This window comes from Micromonospora sp. DT48 (genome assembly GCF_049844495.1).
Lineage (GTDB): Bacteria > Actinomycetota > Actinomycetes > Mycobacteriales > Micromonosporaceae > Micromonospora.
On sequence record NZ_JBNCLE010000018.1, the window covers coordinates 112,818 to 131,855 of the forward strand.

Consider the following 19,038-nt stretch of genomic DNA (forward strand, 5'->3'; position numbering starts at 1 on the left):
CCGGCCACCGCCTGAGTGGCCGGTGGCGCGCAGCGGTCATCATGGGTTCATGATCCGATTCCTGCTGAACGTCCTCTGGCTCATCTTCGGCGGTGGTCTGGTGCTGGCGATCGGCTACGGCATCGCCGCCCTGATCTGTTTCGTGCTCGTCGTCACCATCCCGTTCGGGGTCGCGTCGTTGCGGTTGGCGTCGTACTCGCTGTGGCCGTTCGGCCGGACCCTGGTGCCCAAGCCCGGAGCTGGCGTGGCCTCGGGTATCGCCAACGTCATCTGGGTGCTGCTGGCCGGCTGGTGGCTGGCGCTCACGCACATCGTGGCCGGTGTCAGCCTCTGCCTGACCGTCATCGGCATCCCGTTCGGCGTGGCGAACTTCAAGCTCGTCCCGGCGGCGATCTGGCCGTTGGGGCAGGAGGTCGTACCCACACCGTGACCCCGGTTCCGGCCGCCGGAAAAGGCCGGGCGTCACGCTCGCCTCGTCCGGTAGGGTCGCGTCCTCCAATACCGGCCCGGCGTCTTCGAGCGGAGAGTCCACCACGTGTTGCCGAGCACAGCTGCCACCGACCTGACCGGTCGGGTCGCCCTCGTCACCGGGGCCAACCACGGCATCGGCGCGGCCACCGCCGTCGCGCTGGCCCGCTCGGGTGCCGCGGTACTGGTCAGCTACCTACGGCTGGACGACCCACCGGACCCGGGCATCCCCGACACGTACCGGCGCAACCGGGCCGGCGACGCGACCGAGGTGATCGAGCGCGTCCACGCTGTCGGCGGCCGGGTGGTGCCGGTCGAGGCGGACCTGTCGGACCCGGCCGTCCCGGCCCGGCTGTTCGACATCGCCGAGAGTGAGCTGGGCCCGGTCGACATCCTGGTGAACAACGCCAGCAGTTGGCTGGCGGACACCTTCAAGCCCAGCACGGTGGACCAGCACGGCCGGACGTTGCGGCCGGTGAGCGCCGAATCCTTCGACGCCCAGTTCGCCGTGGACGCCCGTGCGGGTGCCCTGCTGATCGCCGAGTTCGCCCGCCGCAACGTCGCCGCGCGGCGCGGCTGGGGGCGGATCATCAGCCTCACCTCGGGTGGCAGCGACGGGTTCCCCGAGGAGGTCTCCTACGGTGCCGCCAAGGCGGCCCTGGTCAACTACACGATGGCGGCGGCACGTGAACTCGCGCCGTTCGGCATCACCGCCAACGCCGTGCACCCGCCGGTCACCGACACCGGCTGGGTCGGCGAGCAGGTACGCGCCGCCGTCGACAACGACCCGAACCTGCTCGGGGTGGCCGAGCCCGAGGAGGTCGCCGAGGTGATCGCGTTCCTCGCCGGGGAGAGCGGGCGACTGATCACCGGCAACGTGGTCCAGCTGCGCTGACCCGCTCACCAGCGGGCGCCGCCGCAGACGCCCTCGGCGTCCCGTGGCTCGACCTGCAACGTGGCGTGCTCGATGCTGAAGCGATCGTGCAGCAGCCGGCGGGCGCTGGCCAACACCTGGGCCAGGTCGGCTCCGGCCGCCAGGGTCAGGTGCGCCGAGGCCACCTCCATGCCCGAGGTCAGGGTCCACACGTGCAGGTCGTGCACGTCGGCGACGCCACCGAGCCCACGCAACCCGTCGCGCACCTCGGCGACGTCCAGGTGCGGCGGCGCGGCCTGCACCAGGACCCGCAGCGCGGCACGGGCGAGGCGGTAGGTGCGGGGCAGGATGAACAGCGCCACCCCGACGGCGACGATCGGGTCCGCGTACCACCAGCCGGTCAGCGCGATCACCCCGGCCGCGACGAGCACGCCGACCGAGGCGACCAGGTCACCGAGGACCTCCAGATAGGCGCCACGCACGTTCAAGCTCTCCGTCGACCCGGCGCGCAGCAACAGGAAGGCGATCACGTTGGCGACCAGCCCACCCACGGCCACCACCAGCATCGGGCCGACCAGCACCTCCGGTGGCTCGTCGAGCCGCCGCAGCGCTTCGACCAGCACGTAGAGGGCGACCCCGGAGAGCAGCACCGCGTTGGCCAGCGCCGCCAGGACCTCCATCCGGTAGAGGCCGAAGGTGCGCTGACCGTCCCGGGAGGCCCGGCTCGCCGCGGTGATCGCGGCGAGCGCCATGCCGATGCCCAGCACGTCGGTGAACATGTGCCCGGCGTCCGACAGCAGGGCCAGCGAGCCACTCACCCACGCGCCGACCGCCTCCGCCAGCATGAAGACCGCCAGCAGGACGAACGCGGCCCACAGCCGCCCCCGGTGACGCTGTCCTGCCCGGGCGACCTGCTGCCCGTGATCGTGCCCGGCACCCACCCGCGCCCCTTCCGTCCGCCCTCGCCACGAACATATGCTGACATTGCCATAAGTGCAATAGTCGCGCCGCAGTAGTGGCGGCCTCGGCGGAACCATCCAGCCCGCCCGACACCGACCGCCCAGAAGGAACTGTCGGTACGCGGCAGCGTACGCGCAGTGCCGGCGCGGTGCAGCCCGTCAGCGGGCGCGTCGGTTGGCGCGCAGGGCGTCGAGGATCACCTTCGGTGAGGCCAGCGAACTCGGGTGCTTCCGCATCGAGACGACGTCGTTGAACCGACGTGCGGTGACCACGTCGGTGACGGTCGCCGCGACGATCTGCCGACTCACCCAGCTGGAGAACCGGTAGCCCCGTGGGTAGGGGCCGTCGACGTGCGGCAACGCCAGGTCGGCCGAGGTCGATATCGACCAGGCGGCGTCGACCACGACCTTCTGGAGGGCGAAGAAGTGGCGGGCCGGGGCGTTCAGATCCGGAGCCGCGCGCAGATAGCTGGCCAGGCAGGAGGCGTGCAGGACGGCCGCCGTGATGCCCTGCCCGTACACCGGGTTGAACGAGGCGACCGCGTCACCGACGCTCACCAGCCGGGCCGGCATCCGGGTCAAGGCGTGGAAGTCCCGCCGCCGACTGTCGGCGTGCCGGTAGGTCTGCACGTCACCGAGGACCTCGCTGTCGGCGACCACGGCGAACTCCGGCGGGAACTGCTCCCGCAACCGGCGGACGAAGTCCTCCACGGTCCGGCCGGGGCGGTTCTCCCCGTAACCGGCCATCATCGCCATCCACCGACCGTCCTCGATGGCGAAGAACGCGGCACCGGCGACGTCCACCGACCTGGTGGGGCTGTGCAGCGCCATCACCACCGCGTGCTCGGGGTTCGCCTCGTGCCGTCGGAACAGGGCGGTCGCGTAGTTCAGGTTCACCGTCATCCGCCGCAGCGCGGGTCGTTCCCACCCGGCCTCGGCCAGCCAGTCGGACACCCGGCTGGACCGCCCCATGGCGTCCACCACCAGATCGGCGTGCTCGACCCCGGGTGAACCGCCGACCTCGCACCGGACCCCGGAGGTCACCGGGCCGTCGAACGCCAGCCCGGTGGCCCGCGCCCGGACGGTCTTCACGTTGGGCAGACGGAGGACCTGCTGACGGATCAACGACTCCAGCAGCGGCCGACTGCCGGCCAGGCTGTCGGCGTCGTCCGGTACGACGACCTTCGGGCGACCGTCCAGGTAGTTGCGTCGCGCCCTGGGCGGGGCCTCGATCGCCCCCTGGGCCAGGGCCTCCTGGCGGAACCCGGGGAACAGCTGCTCCAGCTGGAGGAAGCCGCCGGGCAACAGCGCGTGCAGCTGGGTGCCCTGCGGTACGCCTGGCCGTCCGCCGCTCGCGTTCAGGTCGTCGCGGTCGATGACCACCACGCTCTCGGCATGGTCGGACAACACCCGGGCGGCGAGCATCCCGGCGATGCTGCCGCCGATCACCACCGCCTTGTCCATGACAGGGGATGCCTGGTCGGGCGGTCGCACCGCGTTCAGCGCGGCGAAGACCCGAGCCGGAGAGAGGGACATCGTGCTCTCCAAAAGGGGTACGAGGTGTGGCGCCTTCCCACCTGCCTGCCCGTGAGCGGCGCACGGTAGACCGTTGGAGCCGGGCGGTCGGCATGACGCCCAACGATCGTTGCACAGCGAGGGAACGCTTCCGGCGCTCCGCCCACCCCTTCGGGCACCCCTACAGTGCCGTTTCGGCCGGGTCAGGTCCGGACGACACCGTCCGGTTCCGGGTCGCGTCGCGCACCCACCCGGTTGACCAGGTACCCGAACGCGGCGGCGGTGAAGAACATGACGACGCCGTAGACGGCACCGGGAATCGCCATCTGGGTGCTGTTGAGCAGTGCCGGGCTGAGCGCGATGGTGATGGCCAGGGTGCTGTTGTGGATGCCGATCTCGAAACCGGCCGCCTTGGCGGCGCTGCGCTCGACCCCGGCCAGCCGGGGCACCCCGTACCCGATACCGAGGCTGAGCAGGTTGAACGCCAGCACGGCCAGACCGACGGAGACGAAGTAGTCGGCGAGGTTGTCCCGCTCGCCGAGCACCGCACCGGCGATCACCGCGACCAGCACCACCACGGACAGCACCCGGACCGGTCGATCCAGCCGCCGCGCGACCTCGCTCGCCCGCGCCCGGATCAGCATCCCGAGGGCGACCGGGAGCAGCACGATCGCGAACACCTGGAGCACCTTGTCGAACTGAAGTCCGATGCTCCGCGCGTCGCCGAGGAAGTACGCCGCCGACAGGTTGACCACGATCGGCAGGGTGAACACGGCCAGCACCGAGTTGATCGCGGTCAGGCTGATGTTCAGCGCCACGTGCCCGCCGAAGAGGTGGCTGTAGAGGTTGGCCGTGGTGCCTCCCGGGGAGGCGGCCAACAGCATCATCCCGACACCCAGTTCGGGCGGCAGGTCGAAGGTGAGAACCAGGGCGAAGCAGAGCGCCGGTAGCAGCAGCACCTGGCACACCAGCGCGATGACGGCGGCCTTCGGGTGCCGGGCCACCCGTCGGAAGTCACCGGTGGTCAGGCCGAGGCCCAGACCGAGCATGATGATGCCGAGGGCGACGGGCAGTCCGATCAAGGTCAGGGCGGAGTCCATGACACGACATCGTTACTACCTGGTAACCCGCTCGCAATCCTCCGTGCGGCCGGGGGTACCCGCTCGCGCGCTCAGAACTGGACGACCCGGCCCACCCGAGGTGGTGTACGGCCGGCGAGGACGTCGAGCCAGGCGTGCTCCAGCGCGGCCGGACCGGCACCGACCTGGACGTCGAGCCATCCGCCCACCAAGTCGGTGAAGCGCCGCCAGGCCTCGGCGAACCTGTCGTCGAGCCCGTCCCGACCCCAGTCGATGCGACGTTTGCGCATCTGCACCGGAGCGAAGAAGACCTCCTCGGCGGCGTCGGCGTTCGGGACCTGGTTGGTCAGTCCGACGGCGATGTCGCGTACCAGCCGGTCGCCCAGATGACGCCGCAGGGCGGCCCGGGTCGCAGGGGCACCGGACAGGTCGAGGTAGACGGTCGGCACCCGTTCGAGGGCGGCGACGCCGTCGTACGGCACCACCTCGTCGTAACAACCGAGCGAGCGGGTGAAGTCGACGTTGCCGGGTGAGGTGAGCCCGACCAGACGCGGGCCGCGCCCACGCAGCTCGACGGCGGCGGCGTACGCGGTCTTGCTCGACGCCGACGAGAACACCAGCGTCTGCGCGCCGTAACAGTCGTTGTCGACGATCCGGTCGGCCAGCATGAAGGAGGTGAAGAAGAGCGGTCGGAACAGGATCAGCAGGTCCTCCTGGTCGGCCCGGTACGCCGGGTCACCGACCGTCGAGCGGTACGTGTGGTACGGCGACGGCAGCTCGGCCCGGTGCGTGCTCGCGTCCCGGAACCCGGTGCCGTCCACCCGCGACGGGCGCACCACCAGGTGACCGGCGGGCGGCAGGTAGCCGTACACCCGTTGGCCCACCTCGACCTCGGCGACGGTCGAGGTGACCACCTCGGCGAAGCCCCACAGCGGCGGCAGGCCCCACCGCCCGTCCAGCCCGTGGCGCTCGGGCGGGAAGAACTCCCAGTACCGCATCGCGTCGCCGAGCACCGCGTAGGTCACGTTGTTGGCGGTCAGTCCGACCCGGTCCACGCGCAACAACGCCTCGCCGTCGGACAACTGCGGCACGGCGCTGTTCACCAGGGTGGTGCGGCTCAGGTCGTCACGGGCGACGGCGAAGGTCCAGCAGGCAGCCATGCTGAGACGCTAGGCAGCCGAGGCCGCCGAAACAAGATGCACTGCTAGTGCAAAATCCCACTTCTTCGCCGACGCCCACGCAACCTTTCCCGGCGGCCGGAGGTCTTCCTGCCGTGAACGATGCCCAGAAAGGGCTGGAGGGTGCAGGTGAACGATGACGACTTCCGCGAGTTCGTCGAGATCCGGTACGCGGACCTGGTCCGGACCGCGTACCTGCTGACCGGTTCCCGGCACGCGGCCGAGGACCTGGTGCAGATAGCGCTGATGCGGGCGATGCGCCGGTGGCGTCAGGTGGACGACCCGATGGCGTACGTCCGCCGGATCATGGTCAACGAGCGGACCCGGCTCTGGCGGCGATTCGGTTCCCGGGAGTTCCTCGCCGGTTTCACCGGGTCCTGGCGAACCCCGACCGAGCCGGGTCGGGACCTGGCCGACGATGTCGTGACCCGCGACGAGGTGCTCGCCGCGCTGCACCACCTGCCGCCCCGGATGCGCGCGGTGCTGGTGCTGCGGTACTGGGAGGACCTCACCGAGTCACAGATCGCCGACGCGCTCGGCTGCTCGGTCGGCACGGTGAAGAGTCAGGCGTCGCGCGCACTCACCCGGCTGCGGACGGTGCTGTCGACAGCGCCGCTCCGGCCGACGTCCGTACCCGGAGCAGGTGAGCCGGATTCGCTGGCCGTGGTGGCGGGCCCGTCGAGAAGGAGATCCGAACGATGAACGATGAGATCAGGCAGGCACTGGCCCGGCTCGCCGAACCGGTGGTGCCACAACCCGACCCCTACGAACGGCTGCTACGTCGGGTGCGGCGACGCCGCCAGCGGCGGATGTCGGTGGCGGCCGCCGGCGTCGTGGCGCTGGCGGCGGTGACGCTATCGCCGATCGGTGCGGCGAACCTGCTGACGCCCGACGAGCCGACGCCGACCACCATCGCGTACCAACCGGCGAGCCCGATCGACGGACCGATGGTGCGGCGCCTGCTCGACTCGCCCACCCGGGGCAACCTGGCGGGCGACACAGCGCTGATCGCCACCATCGAACGGGAGTACCGGGCCGCCCGCGCCGAACTTCTTGTCGATCCGGCACTGGACGAGGTACGGGTGCTGTTCGCCCACGACGCGCCCGGTGCCCGCGTGGTGGTGGTGGCCTACCTGGACGACTCGCACGCACTGATCCGCCAGGGCAGCGGCCCGCCGGGTGCGCCCGTGCGGGAGGTGCTCGACCAGACCGGGACGCCGGACGAGCCACAACCGTTGACTCCGTACGTCTTCCTCGGTTGGCACTCACTCACCGACGGAGATCAGCCCGCCGATGTCGCGGTCGGTCTGGCACCGGCCGGTTGCCAGGTGGAGATCTCCGACGACGGCCGACTCCAGCCGGACGGATCCGTCGTCCGGTCGTGGCGGCGGGTGGACACTGACGGTTACGTGGTGCGAGGGGCGGGTGAGCCGGTCGGGCGGTGGCAGTTCACCTGCGACGGGGCCGTGCGCTACTCCGGCCAGCCGTTCCAGTCCGGCATGGTCCGGCGGGAGGTGCCGATCTCCTCGGCGCTGCACGGCGACCTCGGCGTCGACGCCGTCCGCGAGCTACAGGCCAAGCTTCACGGCGAGGGACTCACCGGTTCGACTCCCCAGGTGGTCTGGACCGGCCGGCTACCCGCCTGGGTTCCCGACGCGCCAGCGGCCGTCCTGGTGAGGTCCTGCTCGACCGACGGCGGCTGCGCCGCACTGCTCAAGGCCGACGCCCGCGCGCTGGCGCCTGCGGGGTCAGCGGTGCCGGAGGACCAGCGGACGGGCCTCGGCAGCACCGACGTCGTCGCCGTGCCGTTGCCGGGCGACACCGCCGGCCTGCTGGTGGCGGGCCCCACCTCCGCGGCCCGTGCCGAGTTGGTCGACGCCCAGGGAACGACGGTGACGGGCGGTCCGCTCACCGACGGAACCGGGGTCTTCGAGACCGACACCCGCAGGATCGCCCAGGTGCGGGTCGTCGACAGCTCGGGCGGCCTGTTGCACACCCTGGCCACCCCGCGTCTCGCCACCAACAACCGGCAGCTCGCCGAACCGCCGCTCTGGGCCTGGTGACGAGCGGTCGTACCGGCCCCCCGGCGATGTCGCGGATGCGCCGCCGGGGGCCGGTGCGGCTACCGGGTCGCCATGCGGCGGGTCAGCTCGGCTGCCCGGTACGCCGCGACCCGACCGGCCTCACCGGCCACGAAGCGCCGTAGCAGGGCCGGTGCGTCGGCGGTGACCCGTTCGACGACCCGGGTGCCCTCCGGTACCGCAGTCAGCTCGACCACCGCGCGCAGGGACACCCGGCCGGGGCTGCGCACCTCGCTGACCAACGGGCCGTGCGGTGGTGTCGACACCATGCGTACCTGGATACGGTTGTCCCACCGCAACGGCCCGACCAGCCGGAACCGCTCGACGGCGACGTACTCGGCGACCGCGCGGCCCTCGACGTCGTGACCGTGCCGCACGTCGTCGACCGCCACGATCAGCGGCGACAGCCCGATGTAGCTACGCGGATCGGCCAGGTGCGCGTACACCACATCGGGCGCAGCCGCGACGGTGCAGGTCGTCTCGAACGCGATCGGCGGCTTGCGGTCCTCGGGCACGCCCCATGGTGACACGCCGGTGGCGGGACCGTGTCCCACCACCGGCGTACCCACCACTCAGGACGGTGTTGCCGTCTTCGCCAGGCCGCGCTCGACCGCCGCGATCAGCTGGGGTCGCAGCTCCTCCGGCCGGATGATGGCGTCCACCGAGCCGACCTCGACGGCACGCTGGATGCTGTGCACCGCGTCGAACTCGGCGGCCACCTCCGCCAGCTTCTCCGCCCGCACCGACGCGCGCACGTCCATCAGCTGGGTCACCAACGCCGCCCGCTCCCCGCCGGTCGCCGACGCGACGCGCGCCTCCAGGTCCGCCACCCGCGGATCCTTCGCCGTACGCGCGTTGACGTCACCGGCGAACACCACCGCGGCGGCCGGTGCGCCGCCGATGACGGAGGCGAACGAGCCCTCCACGGCGAGGACCGTCATGTTCGGGTTGAGCGCCTTGGAGAAGACCACGAACGCGCCACCGTGGTACCGCGAGATCACGCAGAAGACGATCGGACCGTCGAAGTTGACGATCGCCCGGCCGATCTCCGCGCCGTACTCCAGCTGCAACTGCCGCATCGACTCCGGCGAGCCGTCGAAGCCGGAGAGGTTCGCCAGCACCACCAGCGGCCGGTTACCGCTGGCCGCGTTGATCGCGCGGGCGGCCTTCTTCGACGAGCGCGGGAAGAAGGTGCCGGCGGTGTAGGTGTCCGGGCCGTCGGTGGGCGGGAAGCCCCGTCGCGGCACCGACCGCGACTCGATGCCGAGCAGGCACACCGGGATGCCGCCGAGGTGCACGTCCTGCACGACCGCCGTCTCGGCGTCGGCCATGCCCGCCCAGCGTTCCAGGACCGCGTGGTCCTGGTCGGCCACGGCGCGCATCAGCGTACGGATGTCGAACGCCTTCTTCCGGTCCGGGTTGCGCTCCCGGGAGAAGATCTCGCCGACGGTGGTGAAGTCGCTGTCCGGCACCGCGTGCGGGTAGTCGGAGATGTCCCGGTCGACCGGGTCGGTGGTGACCGCCCGGCGGGGCCGGCGCTCGCCCGGCGCCACGTAGGCGTGGTCGTGGTACGCCATCAGGACGTGGTGGGCGCCGCGCAGGTCCGGTGCCCAGTACTGGGCCTGACCGTTGGGGCCCATCACCCGGTCGTAGCCGCCGATGCCGAAGTTGTCCTCGGCGGAGACGCCGCCGGAGAAGTCCAGCGACTGCTTGCCGGTCAGCACCATCGCCGAGTCCGGTGTCATCACCAGGATGCCCCGGGTGTGCATGAGCATCGTGGCCTCGGCGTTCCAGTACGGCTGGGCGCCGACGGTGATCCCCGCGACGACGATGTTGATCTCGCCGCCGGCCTGGGTGAACTCGACGATCCGCTTGAGCGCGGCGGCCACCCAGTCCATGTTCTCGGTGCCCGAACTCATCGAGATCCGGGCCCCGGCCGACAACGCGAACCAGTCGACCGGCACGCCCATCCGCTCGGCCAGGTCGAGTGCCGCGATCACCCGGGCGCACTCCGGCTCGGCCAGCGCGCCCAGCGCCTTGGTCGGGTCGCCGAGCAACACCACCCGGGTGACCCCCTCGGGATAGCGCTCGGTGGGCGTACTCGCCACACCGACGACGATGCCGGCCCGGTTGTGGCCCTTCGGCCGCTGCACCGGGACCAGCTCACCGGAGTCGACCAGGTCGTACTCGACGAAGCTGCCGTTGCGACCGGCCAGCATCTCGGTCAGCTCGTACGGGTAGGTGGTGCCGCGCCGCCGCGCCGCCAACACCTTCTGCCGGTAGTCGTCGAGCGGTTGGACCAGCTCCGACGTCGGCTCGGTGACCGAGATCCGCATGCCTTCGTCGTAGGAGACCTGCACCGCGATGTCGGTCAGCTCGCCGGTCTCCTCGTCCCGCTGACGGCCGAGGAAGAGCACCTCCTCCAGCCCGGCGTCCGCCGTGATCGGCAACAACCGCTGGGCGACCGTGTTCAGGTCCTCGATGCTCAGGTCGTTGGGGGGCCAGACGAAGATGGTGATGCGGTTGGTGTCGAACCGCTTCTTCGCCGGACGCTGCGCCTGGACCTTACGGATCGCGTCGAGGCAGGCGTCCAGCGCGCCCTCGACCGCGGGCAGCGCGAGAATCCGACCGTCGGTGTCGCGCAGCGGGGTGAGGTCGCGCACCTGGGCCATCGCGGCCAGCCGCTCGTCGGCCGGATTGTTCGGCGCGACACAGTGGAAGAGGTACACCTCCTCGTCGGCCGAGGGCAGCCGGGTCAGGTCGAAGTTGCGCAGCCGGGGCAGTTGCAGGCGCTGGGCGATCAGCGGGTGCAGGCCCCGGATCACCCGGTCCTCGCCGAGGCCGGACCGGAAGGTGAAGTGGTGGTGCATCTCCGCGCCGTTACGCCCGGCCACCGAGATCGTCGCCCGCTGGAGCACGTCCAGCAGGCCGGTCTGGTCGAGCACCTCGCGCAGGGTGGCGGCCATCGCCTCCACGTCGGGCTGTTCGGCCCAGGTCAGGTACACGTCGGCGACAGCCGTCTCGGGGGCGCGACCGTCGCCACCGGCCAACCCGGCGACCTTCGTCAGGGTCGCCGACAGGCCGGCGAAGTCCGTCGCCGCGGCGACCAGCCGGAAGCGTTCGCCGTCCCGGTCGTACCCGGCGGTGAAGAACGGCTGCCCCGCCACCTCGACGGTCCGGGCGTCGCTCGCGCCCCGGTAGCCGTAGTAGCGGCGACTGAGCACCTCGAGCATCGGGCCGTGATCCGCGCTCGGCCGGCCGATGCGCTGGGCGAGCAGTCGCACCAGCGGCTCGGGCGAGGCGACCATCCTCGCGATCCGCTCGGCGCGGTCGACCGCGTCCGGGTGCTGGTCGAGGTAGCGCAGGTTGCGGCGGACGTCGGCGTACACCTCGGCCCGCTTGCGCCGCAGCATCGGCTGCGCCGCCCAGCGGAACACCACACTGCGAGCGAGGTCACCGACGACCGGGAACCGTCGCTGGGTGGCGAAGATCAGATGCTCCAACGCCTGCCCGACCAGCTCGCGCAGGCTCTCGCTGGGCGGGGGCTCGGTCAACCACCGTTGCAGGAAGGTGACGATCACCTTCACGTCGGCCGCCGCCCGCTGCTGGGCGAGGAAGATCCGGAAGACGGCCTCCTCCAGCTCCGGCGTGCGTTCGAAGCCGTCCACGCCGTAGTGGGCGAGCACCCGGGCGAGGCGCTGGCGGAACGTCTCCGGCAGCGCGGCCCGGTCGACGTCGAGGCACTGGAGGTAGCTGTGGAAGTACTCGCGCGGGCTGTGCACCCGGTTGTTGGCCCTGGTCTCCTCGCCGGCCGGACGGTTGCGGCTGAGTTCGGAGAGGTCGGCGAAGACCTGGAGCAGCTCGACCTCCTCCTCCAACGGCCGGTGGGGCAGCTCGTCCCGTGCGGCCAGGTAGCTGACCAGCGCCCGGCGTTCGTCACGGGGGTCCAGGTCGTAGCCGAGCAGCAGGCTGCGCAGTTCGGCGATGCCCCGGGCGACGCGGTCCCCGGCGGAGAGGCCGGTCGGCTCCGGCGGCAGCTCCAGGTCGACCGCCTCGGACACGGCGGTCTCGTTCGCGGCCCCGTCACCGAGCGGTTCCAGGCGCAGCAGCGGCGCGCCGGTCTCCACCTGGCTGCCGACGGTGACCAGGCACTCGCGCACCTTCGCCGCGAACGGAGCCCGCAGCACGGTCTCCATCTTCATGCTCTCCAGCACCAGCACGGGTGCGCCGGCCTCGACCTCGTCGCCCACCGCGATCGGGGTCGCGACGACCAGCGCGGGTGACTGGGAGCGCAGCACCCCGCCCTCGTCCCGGCTGACCCGGTGCGTGACGCCGTCGACCTCCACCAGGTGGGTCGGCCCGTGGGTGTCGGTGACCAGCCGGAACCGCTTGCCGTTGACCAGGATCCGCCCGCTGTGCTCGTCGAAACGCTCCAACTCCACGTCCACCGTGGACGCCTCGCCGACGCCGACCCGGAACCGGTGCGGTCCGGTCTGCGCGACGGTGACCCGGTAGGTCGCGCCGCGCAGCTTCAGGTCGATCGGCCGACCACTGACGTGCTGGACCTGCGGACGGCCGCCGTGTGCGGTGGAGAGCAGGCGCTGGCGCTCCACGTGCGCCTCGTCCTCGTACGCCTCGATGGCGGCGGCGGCCAACGCGACGCCGGAGTGCCGGGTGGAGACCAGGCGGCCCTGGGCGCGGACCCGGTCGATCCAGCCCGTGTCGGCGCTGGCGTCGATCACCTCGGGCTGGTCCAGCAGGTCGAGCAGGAAGCTCTTGTTGCTCGCGCCGCCTTCGATGATCACCGTGGTCTCGGCGACCGCGCGGCGCAACCGGCTCAGCGCCTCGTCGCGGCTGCGGCCGTACGCGATGATCTTCGCGATCATCGAGTCGAAGTCGGCCGGGATGACGTCGCCCTCGCTGACGCCGGTGTCCACCCGCACGCCCGGCCCACTGGGCAGCACCAGCCGGACGATCCGCCCGGGGGACGGCGCGAAGTCGCGATCAGCGTCCTCGGCGTTGAGCCGGGCCTCGACGGCGTGCCCCGCCTCGACCGGGATCCGGTCGCCGAGCCGGTTACCGGCGGCCACCTGGATCTGTGCCTTGACCAGGTCGAAGTCGGTGGTGGCCTCGGTGATCGGGTGCTCCACCTGCAACCGGGTGTTGACCTCCAGGAAGGCGAACAGCTGGTCACCCGGGTGGTAGAGGAATTCGACGGTGCCCGCACCCCGGTAGTCCACGGCCAGGGCGAGCCGCTCGGCCGCCTCCTTCAGCTCACGGGTCTGCTCGGCGGAGAGCACCGGCGAGGCGGACTCCTCGATCACCTTCTGGTTGCGCCGCTGCACCGAGCAGTCGCGTACGCCCAGCGCCCAGGCGGTGCCCTGACCGTCGGCGATCACCTGCACCTCGACGTGCCGCGCGCCGGTGACCAGCCGCTCCAGGAAGACCACGCCACTGCCGAACGCCCGCTGGGCTTCCATGGTCGTGCGCTCGTACGCCTCGGTCAGGTCGGCGTCGCTGCGCACCACCCGGATGCCCCGGCCGCCACCGCCCGCCGTCGCCTTCAGCATCAGCGGGTAACCGATCTCGGCCGCCGCCCGCCGGGCCGCGTCGAGGCTCTCCACCGCGCCCCGGCTCCACGGCGCCACCGGGACGCCGACCTCCTCGGCGATCAGCTTCGCGCCGATCTTGTCGCCGAGCCTGCGCATCGCCTCCGCACTGGGGCCGATGAAGGTGACACCGTTCTTCTCGCACAGCTCGGCGAAGGCCGGATCCTCGGCCACGAAGCCCCAGCCCACCCAGGCGGCGTCCGCGCCGGTCTCCTGCAACGCGCGTTCGAGGACCCGGTGATCCAGGTACGGCCGCGCCGACGCGGGCCCGAGACAGTAGCTGTGGTCGGCCTCCCGCACGAAGGTGGCGGAGCGCTCCGCCTCGGTGTAGAGCGCGACGGTCTCGATCGGCGGGGCGTCGATCTCGGCGTTGAGCTCGCGAACAGCGTGGATCAGCCGCATGGCGGCTTCTCCTCGGTTGACGATGGCGATGCGGCTGAACACCGAGCAGGCCTCCGGAAGATTCGTCCCTGACAGGAGGGACCTCCCTTGGACAAGGGGGTCCCGCTCACCCAACCTTCGCGGCTACCGGCTAGTAATGAAACGTGGGAACTGCCACCTCCGGACAACGGATTTTGTGGGAACCCACCAATCCCACTCTCGGCCGGCGAACCACCCGCCCTCCCGGGTGACCAAATTCGACCACGCTCGGCTAAGGTGACGAACACCCTGCGTGGCAGCCACCCCTGCAAGATCATCAAACATTTCCCTGGCGGACCTGGTGCTATACGGTCAGCAGGTGAGAGTTGAGCGTCACTGGTGGAACGGCGACCACACCCCGCGCGGACGGCGCGACGTCTACATCCGTACCGACGGCGAATCGTGGGAGGTCGAGGCCCGGGCCGGCGGCGGCACCGGCCGCTCGAAGATCTACCCCTGCCCCGGCCGTAAGTCGGCCGAGATCCTGGCCGGAGCGTGGATGGGCGGCCAGAGCCGCTGGCGCGTCGTGGTGCCCTCCTGACGCTCGCCACGCATCCTTTCACCGCGGTCGGGTAGGCTGGCGGTGCGTGACCCGCCTGACCGCGGGTCCGATTCGATGTTCCACGCCCGCGCCTTCCACGAGCCGGGCCACGGCCGGCACCGCCGCGCCGGTGGGGCGTCCCCTTCGACGTTCGGAGCCTTCATGGCGGCACGCCGCCCGCAGCAACAGACCAATTCGACCACCCTGCCGACCTTCGCCGAGCTGGGCGTGCCCGAGGCGCTGACCCGCCCGTTGGCCGCCGCCGGGGTGGAGCGGCCGTTCCCCATCCAGGCCGCCACCCTGCCCGACGCGCTGGCCGGTCGAGACGTGCTCGGCCGGGGCCGCACCGGTTCGGGTAAGACGTACGCCTTCGTGCTGGCAGTGCTCACCCGCCTGGCCGCGACCGGCAGGCCGCGCCGACCCGGCCGCCCCCGGGCGCTCATCCTCGCGCCCACCCGCGAGTTGGCCTCCCAGATCGACGCCGCGATGGCGCCGCTGGCCCAAGCCCTCTCGCTGCGCACCATGACCGTCTTCGGCGGCGTCGCCGCCCGGCCGCAGATCACCGGCCTGCGCGCCGGGGTCGACATCCTGGTGGCCTGCCCGGGTCGGCTCGCCGACCACGTGCAGGCCGGGCACGCCCACCTGGACGCCGTCGAGATCAGCGTGCTCGACGAGGCCGACCACATGGCCGACCTCGGGTTCCTGCCGACCGTACGCCGACTGCTGGAGCTGACCCCGCGCGGCGGGCAGCGGCTGCTCTTCTCCGCCACCCTCGACTCCGGCGTCGACGTGCTGGTCCGGCGGTTCCTCACCGATCCGGTGGTGCACAGCGTCGACTCGACCCTGTCCCCGGTCACCGCGATGGCCCACCACGTCCTGCACGTGCAGGCCGAGGACCGCTTCGCGGTGCTGGTGGACCTGGCCGCCGCGCCGGGTAGGACGGTGGTGTTCACCCGCACCAAGCGGGGCGCCAAGACCCTCACCCGTCGGCTGATCGCGGCCGGGGTGGCCGCCGTGGAGTTGCACGGCAACCTGGCCCAGGGCGCGCGCACCAGAAACCTCAAGGCGTTCTCCGACGGTTCGGTGCGGACACTGGTCGCCACCGACATCGCGGCTCGGGGCATCCACGTCGACGACGTGGCCCTCGTCGTGCACGCCGACCCACCTGTCGAGCACAAGGCGTACCTGCACCGTTCGGGGCGTACCGCCCGAGCCGGTGCGGCCGGGACCGTGGTCACCCTGATGACCGACACACAGGCGCCCGAGGTGCGGGAGTTGACCCGCAAGGCAGGCATCGCGGCGACCACCACCCGTTTGCGCCCCGGGGATGCGCTGTTGCGTGAACTCGCCCCGGGAGAGCGGACGCTGGAGGTCGTGCCGGCCGTCCGGCAGACGACCGGCCGACTGGAGGCGCCCCCCGCCTCCACCGGCCGGGGTCGACGCGGCGGTAAGCCGACCCAGACCGCTTCGGCGCGCTCCGCCCCGGCCGCCTCGGCGCGATCGGCGCAGAGCACCTCGGGGCGGTCCGCTCCGGCCGCCTCGGTGCGCTCCGGTGCGGGCCGGTCCGGCGCGGCGGCCTTCTCCTCACGAGCCCGGCCGGGCCGACGCGGCAACGGCCGCTGAGCGACGGGGCCGCCCGGAGACGACCATCATCCGAATGCCCGCCGGCAGGCGCCGGCGGGCATTTCCTTGCGCCCACCGAATACCTAGAACTACTATGCCTCACAGTTCTAGGTATTTGTGGACGGTCCGATGAAGGTCACCAAGGATCTCGTCGCCGCCTCGGCGACGCCGATGGTGCTGGGCATCCTGGCCGACGGTGAGAGCTACGGTTACGCGATCCTCAGACGGATCAACGAACTGTCCGGCGGCGAGTTGGACTGGACCGAGGGCCTGCTCTATCCCCTGTTGCACCGGCTCGAACGGCTCGGCCATGTGGAGTCGAGCTGGCAGTCGGTCCCCGGCGAGCGGCGACGCAAGTACTACCGGATCACCAGCAGCGGCCTCGCGGAACTCGCCGAGCAGCAGCGCCAGTGGGACACCGTGGTGAGCGCCCTCAAGGCGATCTGGGTCGACCCCGGCGACGTCCGGCGTTCCTCGGCGACTCCGCTCGGAGGTCTGGCATGACCACGCCCGGCGGCCCGGACGGCACGACGGCGTCGCCCGACCAGCAGGACACGACCACCCGGCACGGCCCGTCCGGCCCGGGGTCCGCCGAACCGGACGCCTTGGAGGCCCAGTTCGACCAGTGGCGCCACTACGTACGACGTCGCCCCGAGTTGCAGCGCTCCGACACCGAGGAGCTGGAGGACCATCTGCGCGGCTCGGTCGACGAACTCGTCGCCGCCGGGCTGCGTCCCGACGAGGCGTTCCTGGTGGCCGTCAAGCGGCTGGGCGGCCTGGACGAGCTGTCCCGCGAGTTCGCCCGGGAACACTCGGAGCGGTTGTGGAAGCAACTGGTGCTGACCGGCGGCGGCGATGACCCGGCAACGGCCGACCAGTCCCGACGCGACCTGATCGCGATGATCATCTGCGCCGTCGGCGCGGCCGTGTCGATCAAGGTGCCCGAGCTGTTCGGCTTCGGTTTCCAGCAGGATGCCGCCTTCTACGCACCCAACTTCTCGTTGTTCGCACTGCCCTGGCTGGCCGCGTACCTGGCCTGGCGGCGGCGGGCCGGTACGGCGCTGATCGCGGTGCTGGTGGCGCTGTTCGTGCTCGGCGCGGTGGCCGCCAACGCCTACCCGCTCGCCGACGACTCCCAGTCGCTGGTGCTGACCACCATCCACCTGCCCATCGCCCTGTGGTTCGTGGTCGGCCTGGCGTACGTGGCCGACGACCCGCACTCGTCGCGACGACGCATGGACTTCATCCGCTTCACCGGCGAATGCTTCGTCTACTTCGTCCTCATCGCCCTCGGCGGCGGCGTGTTGACCGCCTTCACGGTCGGCACCTTCGAAGCCATCGGGATCGACCCGGAAGGCTTCGTCTCCCAGTGGTTGCTGCCCTGCGGCGTGGTGGCCGCGGTGGTGGTGGCGGGCTGGCTCGTCGAGGCCAAACAGAGCGTCGTGGAGAACATCGCCCCGGTACTCACCCGGCTGTTCACGCCGCTGTTCACCGCCGCGTTGCTGGCCTTCCTGGTCGCCGTCGTCTGGACCACCACCGGCATCGACGTCGAACGGGAGGCGCTGATCCTGTTCGACCTGCTGCTGGTCGTCGTGCTGGGCCTGCTGCTCTACTCGATCTCGGCCCGCGACCCGCTCGCCCCGCCCGGTCTGTTCGACCGGCTGCAACTCGCCCTCGTGGTCAGCGCGCTCGTCATCGACGTGCTGGTGCTGTGGGCGATCACCGAACGGATCACCGAGTACGGCACCACCCCGAACAAGGCGGCGGCGCTCGGCGAGAACGTCATCCTGCTGGCCAATCTCGCCTGGTCGGCGTGGCTGATGCTGGGATTCGTCCGCCGTCGCGCCCCGTTCGCGGCCCTGGAACGCTGGCAGACCGGCTACCTACCGGTATACGCCGGATGGGCCTGGGTCGTGGTGCTGCTCTTTCCCCCGCTGTTCAGTCACCTCTGACGGCCGTCGCCCGGGGCGGGCCGAAGACGACCGGCACCCCCGGCGAGTAGAGCACGCTGGTCGGTGGTCCGTCCGGCGGCGGCAGCCCGGCGGCGGTCACCAGTTCGTCGTCCAGGGCGAGCAGCTCCGCGCGGTGCAGCGGCCAGCGAGGGTGCCAGTTCGGCAGGTGCAGGGTACGCCCGTACGCCCGGGTGTGCAGGGCCCACCGCGCGGTGACGAAATGCTCCAGCGGCGTCGGCTCGGCGATCGGGTCGTCGACCCGGACCTCGATCCGGCTCGTCGCGCCGGTCGGGCCGGGCCAGCGGCGCCGGCAGCGATAGCTGAGCCGGTCGCCGTCGCGGGCCAACCCCATCGACGACCACATGTACGGCAGCCGCAGGGTCGCCCGGGCGACCAGCACCGGCACCAGCCGGGACGCGTCGAGCGAACGGAACACCACAGCCCGACGGCCGGCGCCGTCCACCGAGTACAACCGGACGTTGGTCTCCCAGAAGCTGCCGAAGTACGGCACGCCGGGACCGATTCCGAGCCCCAGACCGACCATCCGGAAGCCGATCAGCCCGACATAGGTCAGCCCGTCGAGCGTGTCGGGGCGGGTGCCGACGGGCAGCAGCGGTGCGACCCGCTCCGGCTCGACCGGCCAGTGCAGGAAGACCAGATCGTCCCAACGCTGCCGAAGCACCACGCGGCCGAATCCGCGCGTCGGCGCGGCGTCGACCGGCTCGATGTCCATGTGTCG

General features: G+C 71.5%; 15 protein-coding genes. 8 read left to right on the forward strand and 7 right to left on the reverse strand.

What is annotated here, in order from left to right; all coding sequences use genetic code 11:
* Window positions 1-49 precede the first annotated feature (49 nt).
* Entirely contained in the window at window positions 50-430 is a 381-nt protein-coding gene (locus ACLQ2S_RS21475) for a YccF domain-containing protein (protein WP_155221634.1), read from the forward strand.
* A 105-nt stretch (window positions 431-535) separates the two neighbouring features.
* Complete coding sequence (locus ACLQ2S_RS21480; RefSeq protein ID WP_309223800.1) at window positions 536-1,363, forward strand: SDR family NAD(P)-dependent oxidoreductase; 828 nt, start codon at window positions 536-538, stop codon at window positions 1,361-1,363.
* A 5-nt stretch (window positions 1,364-1,368) separates the two neighbouring features.
* Here the strand turns inward: ACLQ2S_RS21480 and ACLQ2S_RS21485 are convergent, their stop codons facing one another.
* From ACLQ2S_RS21485 to ACLQ2S_RS21500, 4 genes are all read right to left on the reverse strand, one after another.
* A complete protein-coding gene (locus ACLQ2S_RS21485) occupies window positions 1,369-2,283 on the reverse strand; it encodes a cation diffusion facilitator family transporter (RefSeq protein ID WP_309223801.1) in 915 nt (304 codons plus the stop codon).
* A 177-nt stretch (window positions 2,284-2,460) separates the two neighbouring features.
* A complete protein-coding gene (locus ACLQ2S_RS21490; RefSeq protein ID WP_155221636.1) occupies window positions 2,461-3,837 on the reverse strand; it encodes an FAD-dependent oxidoreductase in 1,377 nt (458 codons plus the stop codon).
* Window positions 3,838-4,019: 182 nt separating this feature from the next.
* Window positions 4,020-4,916 (reverse strand): bile acid:sodium symporter family protein, encoded by an 897-nt coding sequence (locus tag ACLQ2S_RS21495; protein ID WP_425702482.1) that lies wholly within the window; start codon window positions 4,914-4,916, stop codon window positions 4,020-4,022.
* Between the two features lie 71 nt (window positions 4,917-4,987).
* Window positions 4,988-6,055, reverse strand: coding sequence for a DUF2855 family protein (locus tag ACLQ2S_RS21500; RefSeq protein WP_155221638.1), 1,068 nt, complete (start codon window positions 6,053-6,055; stop codon window positions 4,988-4,990).
* Window positions 6,056-6,202: 147 nt separating this feature from the next.
* Between ACLQ2S_RS21500 and ACLQ2S_RS21505 the strand changes: the two genes are divergently transcribed.
* Together ACLQ2S_RS21505 and ACLQ2S_RS21510 are read left to right on the forward strand one after the other, a co-directional pair.
* A complete protein-coding gene (locus ACLQ2S_RS21505) occupies window positions 6,203-6,775 on the forward strand; it encodes a SigE family RNA polymerase sigma factor (RefSeq protein WP_309223802.1) in 573 nt (190 codons plus the stop codon).
* The gene (locus ACLQ2S_RS21510; RefSeq protein ID WP_155221640.1) at window positions 6,772-8,136 is read left to right on the forward strand and encodes a hypothetical protein; all 1,365 of its coding nucleotides are present in this window, start codon (window positions 6,772-6,774) and stop codon (window positions 8,134-8,136) included. Before ACLQ2S_RS21505 ends, ACLQ2S_RS21510 begins: the two co-directional genes overlap by 4 nt.
* Before the next feature lie 59 nt (window positions 8,137-8,195).
* On the opposite strand, the gene ACLQ2S_RS21515 is transcribed toward ACLQ2S_RS21510, so the two are convergent.
* Together ACLQ2S_RS21515 and ACLQ2S_RS21520 are read right to left on the reverse strand one after the other, a co-directional pair.
* On the reverse strand, window positions 8,196-8,723 hold the full coding sequence (locus ACLQ2S_RS21515) for an SRPBCC family protein (protein ID WP_425702485.1): 528 nt from the start codon (window positions 8,721-8,723) through the stop codon (window positions 8,196-8,198).
* 3 nt (window positions 8,724-8,726) lie between these two features.
* On the reverse strand, window positions 8,727-14,165 hold the full coding sequence (locus tag ACLQ2S_RS21520) for a carboxyl transferase domain-containing protein (protein ID WP_425702487.1): 5,439 nt from the start codon (window positions 14,163-14,165) through the stop codon (window positions 8,727-8,729).
* 337 nt (window positions 14,166-14,502) lie between these two features.
* Between ACLQ2S_RS21520 and ACLQ2S_RS21525 the strand changes: the two genes are divergently transcribed.
* The 4 genes from ACLQ2S_RS21525 (at window position 14,503) to ACLQ2S_RS21540 (ending at window position 18,299) form a co-directional block, all read left to right on the forward strand.
* Window positions 14,503-14,724: a hypothetical protein gene (locus ACLQ2S_RS21525; protein WP_309223803.1), complete on the forward strand. Its 222-nt coding sequence runs from the start codon at window positions 14,503-14,505 to the stop codon at window positions 14,722-14,724.
* Between the two features lie 162 nt (window positions 14,725-14,886).
* Window positions 14,887-16,347, forward strand: coding sequence for a DEAD/DEAH box helicase (locus tag ACLQ2S_RS21530; RefSeq protein ID WP_425702489.1), 1,461 nt, complete (start codon window positions 14,887-14,889; stop codon window positions 16,345-16,347).
* A gap of 129 nt (window positions 16,348-16,476) precedes the next feature.
* Window positions 16,477-16,851 carry a PadR family transcriptional regulator gene (locus ACLQ2S_RS21535; RefSeq protein WP_155221643.1) on the forward strand — a complete coding sequence of 125 codons (375 nt, stop codon included), beginning with the start codon at window positions 16,477-16,479 and terminating at the stop codon, window positions 16,849-16,851.
* The gene (locus tag ACLQ2S_RS21540; protein WP_425702492.1) at window positions 16,848-18,299 is read left to right on the forward strand and encodes a permease prefix domain 1-containing protein; all 1,452 of its coding nucleotides are present in this window, start codon (window positions 16,848-16,850) and stop codon (window positions 18,297-18,299) included. The genes ACLQ2S_RS21535 and ACLQ2S_RS21540 overlap by 4 nt, the downstream gene beginning before the upstream one ends.
* On the opposite strand, the gene ACLQ2S_RS21545 is transcribed toward ACLQ2S_RS21540, so the two are convergent.
* Window positions 18,286-19,032, reverse strand: a complete 747-nt coding sequence (locus ACLQ2S_RS21545; protein ID WP_155221644.1) for a YqjF family protein — start codon at window positions 19,030-19,032, stop codon at window positions 18,286-18,288. The two genes, ACLQ2S_RS21540 and ACLQ2S_RS21545, sit on opposite strands and share 14 nt — an antisense overlap.
* Window positions 19,033-19,038 lie beyond the last annotated feature (6 nt).

Coding starts and splice junctions, on each gene's coding strand:
- ACLQ2S_RS21475 (WP_155221634.1), top strand. CDS start 50: ATGATCCGATTCCTGCTGAACGTCCTCTGGCTCATCTTCGGCGGTGGT.
- ACLQ2S_RS21490 (WP_155221636.1), bottom strand. CDS start 3,837: ATGTCCCTCTCTCCGGCTCGGGTCTTCGCCGCGCTGAACGCGGTGCGA.
- ACLQ2S_RS21495 (WP_425702482.1), bottom strand. CDS start 4,916: ATGGACTCCGCCCTGACCTTGATCGGACTGCCCGTCGCCCTCGGCATC.
- ACLQ2S_RS21500 (WP_155221638.1), bottom strand. CDS start 6,055: ATGGCTGCCTGCTGGACCTTCGCCGTCGCCCGTGACGACCTGAGCCGC.
- ACLQ2S_RS21510 (WP_155221640.1), top strand. CDS start 6,772: ATGAACGATGAGATCAGGCAGGCACTGGCCCGGCTCGCCGAACCGGTG.
- ACLQ2S_RS21520 (WP_425702487.1), bottom strand. CDS start 14,165: ATGCGGCTGATCCACGCTGTTCGCGAGCTCAACGCCGAGATCGACGCC.
- ACLQ2S_RS21530 (WP_425702489.1), top strand. CDS start 14,887: ATGGCGGCACGCCGCCCGCAGCAACAGACCAATTCGACCACCCTGCCG.
- ACLQ2S_RS21535 (WP_155221643.1), top strand. CDS start 16,477: ATGAAGGTCACCAAGGATCTCGTCGCCGCCTCGGCGACGCCGATGGTG.
- ACLQ2S_RS21540 (WP_425702492.1), top strand. CDS start 16,848: ATGACCACGCCCGGCGGCCCGGACGGCACGACGGCGTCGCCCGACCAG.
- ACLQ2S_RS21545 (WP_155221644.1), bottom strand. CDS start 19,032: ATGGACATCGAGCCGGTCGACGCCGCGCCGACGCGCGGATTCGGCCGC.